Source organism: Janthinobacterium sp. GMG2 (assembly GCF_033949445.1).
Classification (GTDB): Bacteria; Pseudomonadota; Gammaproteobacteria; order Burkholderiales; family Burkholderiaceae_D; genus Janthinobacterium; species Janthinobacterium aestuarii.
Genome location: NZ_JAXAWA010000003.1, coordinates 1 through 12,389, shown reverse-complemented (window position 1 = coordinate 12,389; position 12,389 = coordinate 1). Strand labels below are relative to the sequence as shown.

General features: G+C 60.7%; 11 protein-coding genes. 8 read left to right on the top strand and 3 right to left on the bottom strand.

Translation table 11 applies throughout. The features are described 5' to 3' along the window. Positions 1-89 precede the first annotated feature (89 nt). Complete coding sequence (locus SKZ59_RS12080; protein ID WP_034752424.1) at positions 90-830, top strand: GntR family transcriptional regulator; 741 nt, start codon at positions 90-92, stop codon at positions 828-830. A gap of 2 nt (positions 831-832) precedes the next feature. On the opposite strand, the gene SKZ59_RS12075 is transcribed toward SKZ59_RS12080, so the two are convergent. Further along, a complete protein-coding gene (locus SKZ59_RS12075) occupies positions 833-1,978 on the bottom strand; it encodes a nuclear transport factor 2 family protein (RefSeq protein ID WP_319991906.1) in 1,146 nt (381 codons plus the stop codon). A 127-nt stretch (positions 1,979-2,105) separates the two neighbouring features. Beyond that, the gene (locus SKZ59_RS12070; protein ID WP_319991905.1) at positions 2,106-3,230 is read right to left on the bottom strand and encodes a helix-turn-helix transcriptional regulator; all 1,125 of its coding nucleotides are present in this window, start codon (positions 3,228-3,230) and stop codon (positions 2,106-2,108) included. 121 nt (positions 3,231-3,351) lie between these two features. Between SKZ59_RS12070 and SKZ59_RS12065 the strand changes: the two genes are divergently transcribed. The 7 genes from SKZ59_RS12065 to SKZ59_RS12035 all read left to right on the top strand — a co-directional run bounded on the left by SKZ59_RS12065 (position 3,352) and on the right by SKZ59_RS12035 (position 10,813). Continuing rightward, positions 3,352-4,233, top strand: coding sequence for an N-acetylmuramic acid 6-phosphate etherase (locus SKZ59_RS12065; RefSeq protein WP_034752419.1), 882 nt, complete (start codon positions 3,352-3,354; stop codon positions 4,231-4,233). Between the two features lie 45 nt (positions 4,234-4,278). Continuing rightward, positions 4,279-5,589 (top strand): MFS transporter, encoded by a 1,311-nt coding sequence (locus tag SKZ59_RS12060; RefSeq protein WP_070303136.1) that lies wholly within the window; start codon positions 4,279-4,281, stop codon positions 5,587-5,589. Between the two features lie 91 nt (positions 5,590-5,680). After that, on the top strand, positions 5,681-7,342 hold the full coding sequence (locus SKZ59_RS12055; RefSeq protein WP_319991904.1) for a glycoside hydrolase family 10 protein: 1,662 nt from the start codon (positions 5,681-5,683) through the stop codon (positions 7,340-7,342). 123 nt (positions 7,343-7,465) lie between these two features. After that, positions 7,466-8,416, top strand: coding sequence for an N-acetylglucosamine kinase (locus tag SKZ59_RS12050; protein ID WP_319991903.1), 951 nt, complete (start codon positions 7,466-7,468; stop codon positions 8,414-8,416). After that, a complete protein-coding gene (locus SKZ59_RS12045) occupies positions 8,413-9,213 on the top strand; it encodes an N-acetylmuramoyl-L-alanine amidase (RefSeq protein ID WP_034752412.1) in 801 nt (266 codons plus the stop codon). Before SKZ59_RS12050 ends, SKZ59_RS12045 begins: the two co-directional genes overlap by 4 nt. Before the next feature lie 83 nt (positions 9,214-9,296). Beyond that, complete coding sequence (locus SKZ59_RS12040; RefSeq protein WP_034752410.1) at positions 9,297-10,199, top strand: LysR family transcriptional regulator; 903 nt, start codon at positions 9,297-9,299, stop codon at positions 10,197-10,199. Next, the gene (locus SKZ59_RS12035) at positions 10,199-10,813 is read left to right on the top strand and encodes a M15 family metallopeptidase (protein WP_051991299.1); all 615 of its coding nucleotides are present in this window, start codon (positions 10,199-10,201) and stop codon (positions 10,811-10,813) included. Before SKZ59_RS12040 ends, SKZ59_RS12035 begins: the two co-directional genes overlap by 1 nt. Here SKZ59_RS12035 and SKZ59_RS12030 read toward each other — a convergent pair whose 3' ends face one another. Next, positions 10,814-12,193, bottom strand: coding sequence for a sodium-dependent transporter (locus SKZ59_RS12030; RefSeq protein WP_034752406.1), 1,380 nt, complete (start codon positions 12,191-12,193; stop codon positions 10,814-10,816). Positions 12,194-12,389 lie beyond the last annotated feature (196 nt).

Below are 12,389 nucleotides of genomic sequence, written 5' to 3'. Positions count from 1 at the left end.
TTATTTATGGCCATTTTCCATTTATTCATGGGTGGACGGGCCACGCACAAGCGCCATCGCTATTACACTAGGAGGACAAGGAGAACTGTATGAGCCAGACCAGCGTAGAACTCAAGGTCGATTTAAATGACAATTCGCCTTTATATATGCAGATCGCCCGCAAGCTGAGCGATGACGTACGCAACGGCCGCTACCAGGTAGACCAGGCCCTGCCATCCGAACGTACCCTGTCCGAACTGCTTGACGTATCGCGCGTGACCGCCCGCAAGGCCATCGACCAGCTCGTCGAGCAAGGCCTCGTCGTGCGCCGCCGTGGTTCGGGCAACTATATTGCCCCGCGCATCGAGCAGCCGCTGTCGAACCTGTCGAGCTTTTCCGAGCAGCTGCAGCAGCGCGGCTACCGCCCCGGCTCGCGCTGGCTCAAGCGCGAAGTCGTCATCGCCAGCAGCGATGAACAGCTGAGCCTGGGCTTGGCGCAGAACACGAAAGTGGCGCGCCTCGAGCGCTTGCGCCTGGCCGACGACGTGGTGATGGCGTATGAAGTGAGCGTGCTGCCGTTCAGCGTGGTGCCGGACCCGGACGCCATGGGCGACTCGCTGTATGAATACTTGAGCAGCATCAAGAAGGCGCCCGTGCGCGCCTTGCAGCACATCCGCGCCATGAATGCGACGGACGTGCTGGCCAAGCAACTGGGCATCCCCGATGGCCAGGCCGTGCTGTTCATCACGCGCATCGCCTATCTGGAGACGGGCGAAGCGGTGGAACTCACGCATTCGTATTGCCGCAGCGACCATTACGATTTCGTGGCGGAAATGCGCCGAGCCCCATAAACTTACTGCTCGATCAGGCGGATCATGGATTCCGCCACGCCGACGGACGACTCCCAGCTCATGCCGGTCACCAGCCGGCCATCGACCTCGACGTGGCTCTTTCCGCTGGCGCCGTGCCTGAATATGCCGCCCTGGCGCTTGATGCTGCCTTCCGCCGAAAAGGGATAGGCTTTGTATACCGGCGATTCCTTGTTGAGAAACGCATCGGGGAACGAGGTGAGCACCTTGCCCTGGATGAGGAAAGTACCGTCGCTGAGCTTCAGGTTCTTGATGCCCTCGGTGCCATGGCAGATGGCCGCGATCACCCCGCCTTGTTGTTCGTAGATACGCAAGGCGATGTCCTGCAGCGGCTTGTTGTCCGGGATGCCGACGATGGCTGCGCCGCCGCCGACGAAAGCCATGCCCGCATACTCGTCCGCCCTGACTTCGGCGACGGGTTTGGTATGGGCCAGTGCCCACATGAAATCACTGTCGTACAGATGCTTCTTGAGCAGCGCGTCCGACGTGACGATCATTTCCAACGGAACGGCGCCACCTTCGGGACTGACGAAGTCGACCGCGTACCCTGCTTTGCGAAATGCATCATAGGTATAGGCAAGCTCGGGAAAATTATTGCCTGCGTTAACTTTTGTGCCGGGATATTGATGCACATTCGACACGACGAGCAGCACCTTGCGTGCGTGGCGCGCGGCTGGCTCGCGATGGGCCGACTTGCTGACGATCTTCCAGTTGCCGGCGATCTTTTTCAAAAGGAAGACATCCATATAGCGGACTCCTTGTGCGGGAATGTGGATCTCGGCCTTGGCGGTGGCCACCTTGCCGTTCACCTCCACCTTGATCAGCCGCCCGTGGCGTCCATTGAATTGCCCTTTTTTCTCGTCGCTAAAGAGTTTGGCGTATTCGGGACCGCTCAACTCCCATTCCGCATCGTCTTTGCCGTCCAGGTAAAGGCGGGCGTTGGCATGGAAGGCCTGGTTGATCTCGCCCTGCACGTTGAAGCTGGTGCCATGCAGATACAAGCGCACGGTTTCCTGGATGGCATGTTCGTCCTGGTCCGCGGTGGCGGCGGTGCCGACGGCGGTGATGCCAAGCAAAAAACAGGCGAGTACGGTTCGCACTAAAAACTGGATCATGGTTTTACCCTGCATGAAGAATTTCGTTTATCGGAGCAACGACTATTTCAGATCGCTGGTGGTCGATAATTTAGCGAAGCGCAGGGGAATGGATGTCGCCAAACAGGATGTCAGACTCCGGAATGGCGATTCCGGAGCGGTTTTACGCGGAAACGGCCGGGACGGCCTGGCTGGATTGGGCGCGGAAGCTGGCGGGAGTCTGCCCAGCCACTTTCTTGAAGGTCGAGTAGAAGGTGGAACTGGAATTGAACCCGCAGCGCTCGGCAACGGTATCCATGTTCAGTTGCGGCTCGCCCGTCAATACCTGTTTCGCTTCAGCGATACGGTATTCGTTGACGTAGGTGTTGAAGCTCTTGCCCAGCTTGTCATTGAGTACCTGCGACACCTGCGCCTGCGTGCATCCGGCCCGCTTGGCCAGTTGGGCCAGGGTCAGATTCGGATTCAGATAGGATTTCTGCCCGCTCATCTGTTGTTCCAGCGCAGCGAGCACGGCAAGCGCATCGTCGTGCGTCAGGCGGCTATGCTGGTACTTCTGTTTTGGCTCGGCAGGCGTCGAGGTTTCTTTTCTCAGCAGAAAAACCATGACCGCGACATGCAGCGAGAAGGTGAACGACAAGGCACCGACGATATAGGACGTGAACGGCGTGCTCGCGTACGCCGCCAGCATGACACAGCTGCCTGCAAAGACGCTCAGCAGGAACACGTTGCTGGTCGCCATCCGTTGTCCGTCGTTCAACCATGTCCGGCGGCTTTGCCAGAGCAGCCGGGCGGCCGCCAGCAGGTAGCCTAGCCAGAACACATGAATGGCATGACTCGACAGGTTCCACACAGAACGATACGCGGCATACGGAAAGGCAACGCCAATGCCAATGAGCAGGAAGGACAAGCCGAGATGCCATCGCCATTGTTGTCCAGCAGGTAATTGTCCGAGCCCGGCCAGGAAAGCGCGCACATACAGATAGGTCAAGGGACCGATCAGCAGGCAGGCCGACAGACCCAGTTGGCGGAATTCGAGTGCGATCGCCGGGTTGAAGAAGAGGAAGGCGGATTTGGCGGTGCGCACCCCGACGGCCAGCAGCAATGCGCCGAGCATGCAGTCGGCGAGGCAGCGAGGCCGACGGCTGAAAAAATAGACGGCCAGAAAAATGCCGTTGATGGCGCCAAGGGCGCTAAACAGGAACAGCAATTGGCGAGCGATCATGGGGATGTCGTTGATGTTGGCGTCGAACCCAAGTATAGACACAAACGGGAGCGTATCGAAGTACATGTAGTTACACCACGTGCCTGCACCAGCCATAAACTCCCGTTATGCCCGTCCGCCAACCTTTCATGGCTGATATTGCTCGTTGGTATTAAACTGGTTTCACCTTCAACCATGTTCTGAAATCATGTTGAAAACTGAAACCCCGAGCCGGCGGCATCCGGATCTGGACCTGTATCCGGTGGAGCAACTGGTGGCGGCGCTGGTCGATGACCAGTTCTGGGCCGTCGAGGCCGTGCGGCTGGCGTCGCCCGACATCGCCGCCGCCATCACGGCCGCCCTGCCCCGCATCGCGGCCGGTGGACGGCTGCTGTACGTGGGTGCGGGCACGTCCGGCCGCCTGGGTGTGCTCGACAGCGTTGAATTGAATCCCACGTTTTCCTGGCCGCCCGAGCGGGCCGTCGCCATCCTGGCCGGCGGCGCGGGCGCCATGTTCACGGCTGTGGAAGGCGCGGAAGACGATTTGCAGCAAGGCGAGGCTGACTTGCTGGCCCTGCAGCCGCACGTCAACGACGTGGTGATCTTGCTGGCCGCTTCCGGCGCCACGCCGTATGTGCTGGGCGCCTTGCTGGCCGCGCGCCAGGCGGGCGCCTTGACGATAGGCATCGCCAATAATGTGGACGCCCCCGTGGCGCACGAGGCGCAATGCGGCATCGTGCTCGACACAGGGACGGAAGTCATATCCGGCAGCACGCGCCTGAAAGCGGGTACGGCGCAAAAAATCACCTTGAACACGATTTCCAGCGCCCTGATGGTCGGTTTGCATAAAACTTACGGAAACTTGATGGTAGACTTGAAGCCGACCAACGCCAAACTGATCTGGCGGGCGGTGCGTCTGACCATGCACGCCACCGGCGCCAGCGAAGTGCAGGCCAGAACCGTGCTGGAGCAATGCCACTATCACGTCAAGGTGGCGATTGTTGCCTTGATCAAAAAAATCAACACAAACCAGGCACAGGCATTGTTGGCCGGCGCGAACGGCAGTGTGCGGGCGGCACTGGCGGCGTGATCCGATGGCGCGGCATTCTTCTGTCTGGGAGACAACGAAGGATGTATGGAGCTAGTGAAACAAACCGCCGCGGCGCGCGCAAATAAGCCGTCAAATAAGCCGTGGCTGTGGATCCCTTCCCTGTATTTCGGCCAGGGCATTCCCTATGTAGTGGTCATGACCTTGTCCGTGATCATGTACAAGAACTACGGTTTCAGTAATACCGATATCGCGCTTTATACGAGTTGGTTGTACTTGCCGTGGGTCATCAAGCCGCTGTGGTCGCCCTTCATCGATATGTACCGCACCAAGCGCTTCTGGATCGTCGGCTTGCAGCTGGTGATCGGCGCCGCGCTGGCGCTGGTGGCCCTGACGACCTCCTTGCCGCACTTCTTCCAGATCAGCCTGGCCATCTTCTGGCTGATGGCTTTCAGTTCCGCCACGCATGACATCGCCGCTGATGGCTTTTATATGCTGGGCCTGGAAGAGCACCAGCAGGCGGCCTTTGTCGGCGTGCGCAGCACGTTTTACCGCCTGGCGATGATCGCCGGCCAGGGCGGCCTCGTGTATCTGGCCGGCTATCTGACGCATGCGACGGGCAATGTGCAGCTGGCCTGGTCCGTCGTGTTCGCCATTCTGGCGGGCCTGTTCATCGCCCTCTTCCTGTACCACTATTTTGTCTTGCCGAAACCGAAGGACGACCGCCCCAGCATCCAGGGCGTTGGTGTTTCTCCCTTGCAGGAATTCATCGCCACCTTTGCTTCCTTCTTCAAGAAGAAGGACATTGTCGTCATCCTCGGCTTTTTGCTGCTGTTCCGCCTCGGCGAAGCGCAACTGCTCAAATTGGCCGCGCCATTCCTGCTCGACCCTGTCGCCAAGGGCGGCCTGGGCCTCAGCACGGAACAGGTGGGCCTCGTCTACGGCACCATCGGCGTGATCGCCCTGACCCTGGGCGGTTTGCTGGGCGGATTCATCATTTCCCGCTTCGGCTTGAAACGCTGTTTGTGGATCATGGTGCTGTCCGTCCACCTGCCCGACTTGGTCTTCGTCTACTTGGCCAGCGCCTTGCCCAGCAGTATCTATGTGATCGCCGGTGGCATTGCGTTAGAGCAATTTGGCTATGGCTTCGGTTTCGCATCCTATATGTTGTACATGATCATGGTCTCCGATGGCGCGCATAAAACGGCCCATTACGCGATCTGCACGGGTTTCATGGCCCTGGGCATGATGTTGCCGGGCATGGCCAGCGGCTGGATCCAGCAAATGCTCGGCTACCAGCACTTCTTTATCTGGGTCTGCATCGCCACCATTCCTGCTTTCATCATGGCTGCGCTGGTCAAGATCGATCCCGAATTCGGCAAGAAGGCCGAGGCCTGATTCTTTTGAACCGTGCGCCCGCATGGATGGCGGGCGCACAGTAAAATGCCCGCACCGATAGACCTGCGCTTCACCACTGCAAGGAATTGTTTTGTTGTCTACTTTTAAAAAACGCCTGAGCGCCAGCGCCGGCGTATTGGCCGCGCTGGCCACCGCCACATTGCTCAGCAGCTGTACCAGCACCAGGATCCCCTCCGCAGCGACGCCGGGCGAAGCGGGTTTGCCGGCCGTGCCGCCCGTGCAGCACATCACGGGTGAAGTGCCGCCGCCGGCGCCGCGCGAATTCCGCGCCGCCTGGGTCTCGACGGTGGCCAATATCGACTGGCCCAGCCGCAGCAATTTGCCTGTCGCCAAGCAGCAAGCGGAAGCGCTGGCCATTCTCGACCGTGCCAAGTCCCTGAATCTGAACGCGATTGTGCTGCAAGTGCGCCCTAGCGCCGACACGATTTACCCGTCGCAGCTGGAGCCGTGGTCGGAATACCTGACCGGCAAGCAAGGCCAGCCGCCATTGCCCCTGTATGACCCGCTGGCCTTCTGGGTGGCCCAGGCGCATGCGCGCGGCCTGGAATTGCATGCCTGGTTCAATCCCTACCGGGCCCGTCACGCGACGGCCAAGTCGCCGCTGGCGCGCGACAGTTTCGCTTCCACCAACCCGGCATCCGTCAAGCAATACGGCCGCTACCTGTGGATGGATCCGGGCGACGCCGCCGCCTCCAAGCACACGACGGACGTGGTGCTCGACGTGGTGCGCCGCTACGATATCGATGGCGTGCACATCGACGACTACTTTTACCCGTACCCGATCGACGCGCCTGGTGCCGGTGCGGGGGCCGAAACAGCCGCGCTGGACGCGGGCAATGGCGGCGCCAAGCGCGAACTGCCGTTTCCCGATGAGCCTTCCTGGCAGCAATATCTGCTGGCCGGCGGCCAGCTGGACCGCCCTTCCTGGCGCCGCCAGAACGTCAACCAGCTGATCGAGGCTTTGTATACAGGCATCCACCGTGAAAAGAGCTGGGTGCGCTTCGGCATCAGCCCGTTCGGCATCGGCCGCCCGGACCGCCGCCCTGCCGGCATCGTCGGCTTCAGCCAGTACGATAAATTGTATGCGGATGCGGAACTGTGGCTGGCCAAGGGCTGGCTCGATTATCTGTCGCCGCAGCTGTACTGGCCCGTGGCGCAGGCGCCGCAAGCGTTTGGCGTACTGCTCGACTACTGGCTGGCGCAAAACCCGTATGGCCGCCATGTTTGGCCTGGCCTGTACACGAGCCGTATCGACAATTCCGCCAAGTCCTTCACGCCGCAAGAGATCATCAAGCAAATCGAAGTGACGCGCACGCGCCCCGGCGCGAATGGCCAAGTGCATTTCAGCATGGTGCCCCTGATGCAGAACCGCAAGGGTGTTAGCGAGCAACTCAAGGCGAGCGTGTATCAAAGCCCTGCCCTGATTCCCGCCACGCCATGGCTGGGCAAGGAAGCACCGGGTACGCCCGTGCTGGCTCTGCGCCGCGATTCCACCAGCCTGAACATCAAATTGACGGCGGGCGGCGGCAAACCCGTGGCGCAGTACGCGGTCTGGGCCCGCTACGGCGAAGACTGGCGCTTTACAGTGGTCACGGGCGTGCAAGGCGAACTGACCCTGGTCGACGATGCCATTGGTAAAGTCAATGCGGTGGTGGTCAGCGCCGTGGACCGCCTCGGCAATGAAAGCCCCCGCGTCACCGTGCGCGCACCGTTTACGGTCGCCGCCAAGTAATTTTGCTGGTTTACCGGCAATCCATAACCTGCAGGCATGAAACATGCGCAAGCTTTCATGCCTGCAAGCTCCGCTTGGCTTTACACTCATGCCATGATTTCCTTCCCTGCAATCAATACTGACATGGCCGTACTCGGGCTGGGCATCGACGCGGGCGGCACGCAAACGCGCTGGGCTTTGGCCGGCGCGGATGGCGCCATCGTGGCGGACGGGGCCGTGGAAGGCTTGTCTGCCTTGCAAATGAGCAGCGAAGCGGGCCGCGCAGCCGTGCACGCCACGTTTGCGAAACTGTCTCAGGCTGTGCTGGCCATTGGCCAGCCGCGCGCCGTGGTGGCTGGCCTGACGGGCTTTGGCGGCGACGATGTGACGCTGGCGCACATGCTGGCGGAGTTGCTGGCGCTGGACGCCGTCGACGTCCGCTTGGGCAACGATATCGATATCGCCTATCGCGACAGTTTTGAACCAGGCGAAGGCTATCTGGTCTACGCTGGCACGGGCTCGATTGCGGCCTGGATCGATGCGGAGGGCGTGTTTCACCGCGCGGGCGGGCGCGGCGTGCTGCTCGACGATGGCGGCGGCGGTTACTGGATCGCGCGCGAAGCTTTGCGCCACATCTGGCGCCGAGAAGACGAGGCACCCGGCAGCTGGCAAAGGTCTCCCATGGCCGAGGCCGTGTTTGCGCAACTGGGCGGCAGCGACTGGTCATTGTCGCGCGCCTTCATGTATGGCCAGGACCGGGGCGCCATCGGCCGGCTGGCGCTGGCCGTGGCCGCCAGTGCCGATGCCGACCCGTTGGCGCTGGACATCTTGCAGCGCGCGGGACAGGAACTGGCGCGCCTGGCCATGGCACTGGTATCGCGCCATGGTCCGCGTCCCGTGGTGCTGGCCGGCCGCGCGGCGCAGTTGCACCCGGCCATCGCGTCAGCCATGCGCGCCGCTTTGCCTGTATCGTTGACGATGGAACAGAAAGTTGCCCGTCCACATGACGCGGCGGCCAGGATAGCCGTCAAGGCGGCGGTCAATACACAGGCCAATACTGAACATTTTATTAACCCGAACACGGATCTTTCATGAAAAAAATCGCCCTCGCCCTGCTGGTGGCCCTGCTCTCCGCCTGTACCACGCCCGCGCCGCACCTCGACCATAGTTTGAACGCGCGCAGCCAGAGCCCGCGCGTGAAATTCATCGTCATCCATTACACGGTCAGCGACCTGCCCCGTTCGATCAAGATCCTGACGGAACAAGTGGTCAGCAGCCATTATTTGCTGACGGACACGGACAAGCCGAAGTTTTACGTGCTGGTCGACGAATCGCGCCAGGCCAATCACGCGGGTGTGAGTAACTGGAAGACTTATACACAGTTGAATGTCAGCTCGATCGGTATCGAGATCGTCAACCCTGGCTACAAGGACACGCCGGAAGGCCGTCTCTGGTATCCGTTTCCCCAGGCACAGATCGATGAGTTGATTCCACTGTTGAAAGATATCCAAGCCCGCTACAACATCGCGCCGGAAAATATCCTCGGTCACAACGAGATCGCCCCGCAGCGCAAGCAGGACCCGGGTCCGCTGTTTCCTTGGCGCCAGCTGGCCGATGCGGGCCTGATCGTCTGGCCCGATGCGAACCGTGTTGCCGCGCAGCGCCTCATTTTTGAGCAGCAAGTACCGGACGCCGTCTGGTTCCAGAAAAAGCTGGCCCAGCACGGCTATGCGACGCCGAATACGGGCGTGTTCGATGAGGCGACGCGCAATGTGCTGATCGCCTTCCAGATGAAATATCGCAACACCTTGTTTGACGGCACACCCGACGGCGAAACGGCGGCCTTGCTGGAAGTGCTGACGACGCCGGCGCCAGCTGTTGTTGCAAAGTAGCATAGCCGTTCCAGCCCATGACTTTTTCTTATATGCTGAACGTTGACGGCCCAGGCGGCCACGGCAAGGTAAAGGAATAGCTCATGCGGCTGCGTCATATCGAAGTGTTTCACGCCATCATGCAAGTTGGCACCATCAGCGGCGCCGCCCAGGTGCTGCATATCTCGCAGCCGGCCGTGACCAAGGTCTTGCAGCATTGCGAGTTGCAACTGGGCATGCCGCTGTTCGAGCGCGTGCGGGGCAAGCTGTACCCGAAACCCGAGGCGCACCGCCTGTTTGTCGAGACGGAAAAGCTCAACCGCGATTTATTGGGCATCCGCCGCCTGGCGGCCAGCCTGAAGGGGCATGCGGTGGAAACCATCCGCCTGGTCTCCACGCCGACGATTGCCATCAGCGTCTTGCCATTTGCCATGACGGAGTGGCGACGCGACTTTCCCCACACGCGTTGCCAGCTGGCCACACATCACACGGGAGAGATCGTCAATACCTTGCGCCTCGGTGAAGCGGACCTGGCCGTGTCGCTGCAAGACCCGCGCCATCCGGGCATCGTGGCCGAACCGATCGCGCAGGGCGTCATGACGGTGATCGCGCCGGCCGGCACCTGGCGCGCGGCCGATTGCGGCACCCCGTTGACGGCGCATGGCCTGAACGGCGAGCTGATCGGCCATACGGACAACGATCCGCTAGGCGAATTGGTGATCGCCGCCTGCGAGGCGCAGGATATCCACCCCGTGTTTTCCACCGTAGTGCAAACTTATCAAATCGCCCGTTCGCTGGTGGAAGCGGGCGCCGGCATGGCCGTGGTCGATCCGTTTACGGCCGCGTCCGGCTCGCCCGAGCGGCTGCAGCGCCGTCCCTGGGCGCCCACGATACCGATCCAACTGTATTTATTGACGGCGAGCCATTCGCCGCTGTCGCATGGCGCGCGGCGCCTGGCCGACAGCATCGGCGTGGCGGCGCGCAATTGCCTGGAAAGAGGAGTCTGATGTCTGTTGCAAGTTTGCAATTGGAAGCGGTCGGCAGCGATCTGCAATTTCGTCATCTGAGCAGCATCGCCGGCATCGCCGTCGATTTGCGCTATGCCACGCCCGACAATTTTGTCGGCCGCGACTTATACAGCCCCATCGATTGCGCCTGGCTGCACCGCGATGCGGCAGTGGCGCTGGAGAAAGCCGTGGCCTGGCTGGCCGAGCGGCGGCCCGATCATCATCTGCTGGTGCTCGACGCCCTGCGTCCGCAGCGGGTGCAGCAGCAACTATGGGATGCGCTGCAGGGAACGGAGTTGCTCGGCTACATCGCCGAGCCATCGCGTGGCTCGATCCACTCGTTCGGCATGGCGCTCGACATCACCATCGTCGGCCCGGACGGGCAGGAACTGGACATGGGCACGGGTTTTGATGACCTGAGTGAGCGCTCGCATCCAGCGCTGGAGCTGGTGATGCGGGAAAGGGGAGAAATTACGGAGCAGCAAGTGGACAATCGCCGATTGTTGCGCGAGGCCATGTTCCAGGCGGGCTTCTTCGGCATCAACAGCGAATGGTGGCATTTCGATTGCGGCGACCGGGTGCTGGTGCGCCAGACCTACACCCGGGTACTCTGATTAAAAGACTTTCAAACCCTTCAGCATCACGATCAGGATCAGCACGGGCGAGATAAAGCGCAGCAGGAACAGCAGCACATGTGCCAGTTGTCTGTTCTGCAACTGGCCGTGATTGCTGATCGCATCGATGAAATGCTGCTTGCCCCAGGCCCAGCCTGTAAACAAGGCAATCGCGATGCCGCCCACGGGCAAGAAGATATTCGATGAGACGAAGTCGAACAGATCAAACATATTCAAATCAAACAGCTTGAAGGCCGCCAGGGTGCTGTTACTCAGCGCGCACACGGAACCGAGCACGGCCAGCAGCAGCATGGTCACGACCGTTGCCTTGGTGCGTGTCCAGCCAAAGCGTTCATGGAAAATCACCACGGGCACTTCCATCAGCGACAGCATCGCCCCTGTGGCGGCGACGGCGGCGAGGATAAAGAACACCACCATCAGGACTTGCCCCATGGGGATTTGCGAAAACACGGCCGGAATGGTGATGAACACCAGCGACGGTCCCGCGCTGGGTGCGAAGCCAAATGTGAACACGGCGGGGAAGATGGCGATGCCGGCCAGCATTGATACACCGAGGTCGGCCGCCATCACGCGCAAGGTCGTGACGGGGATATTCTGGTCATCGCGGAAATAGCTGCCGTAGGTCATCATCGTGCCCATGCCGACAGACAATTTAAAGAAGGCCAGGCCCATGGCTGTCAGCACGACGGAAGCTGTCAGCTTGGAAAAATCAGGACGGAACAGGAATGCCAGGCCTTCGCCCGCCTTATCGAGCGACAGGCTGACCGCGCAGAGCAGGAGCAGCAGCAGGAACAGCAGCGGCATGAGTTTCTTGGCGATCGCTTCGATGCCCTTGGTCACGCCCAGCATCAAGATGCCGCCGATAAACAGCAGCACGCCCCATTGCCACAACAGCGATTGCAGAGGATTGCTGATCAGGGAGGCGAAGGCCGCTTCCGTCACCAGTTTGTCGCTGCTGAGAATGGAGCCATCGATGGCCTTGGCAATATAGGCGAACACCCAGCCCACCACTTCCGAATAGAACGCGACGATCAGGAAGGCGGCGATCATGCCGATGACGCCGACCAGCCACCAGGGCTTGCCCTTCGGTGCCAACTGCTCCATGGTCGAGATGGGATTGACCTTGGCCCGGCGTCCGAGGGTGATTTCCGCGATCATCACAGGCAGTCCCACTAATAAGGTAGCGAGCAGATAGATGAGCAGGAAGCCGGCGCCGCCATTGGCGCCTGTCAGATAGGGGAACTTCCAGATGTTGCCGAGACCGACTGCGGAACCGAGGGTGGCGGCGAGTACGCCGAAGCCAGTGGTAAAGCCAGCCCGTTTCAGGGTCAGGCCTGATCCTTGAGCTTGTTGTTTCATGGTGAATCTTCTATGGTGGGACGCGAATTTGCGCTGAGGGGGCGAAATTGTAGCAGTTGGCCGCAAATACCCGGGAAAAGCCTTGCTACTCCCGGGGCGCTTTGCTATAGTTCGCCTCCCCAATGAGACGCAGTCACTGCGGCAGTTGAGGATCACCGGAAACGGCGATGAGTAGTAAAGAAGGAGTTGACGGATT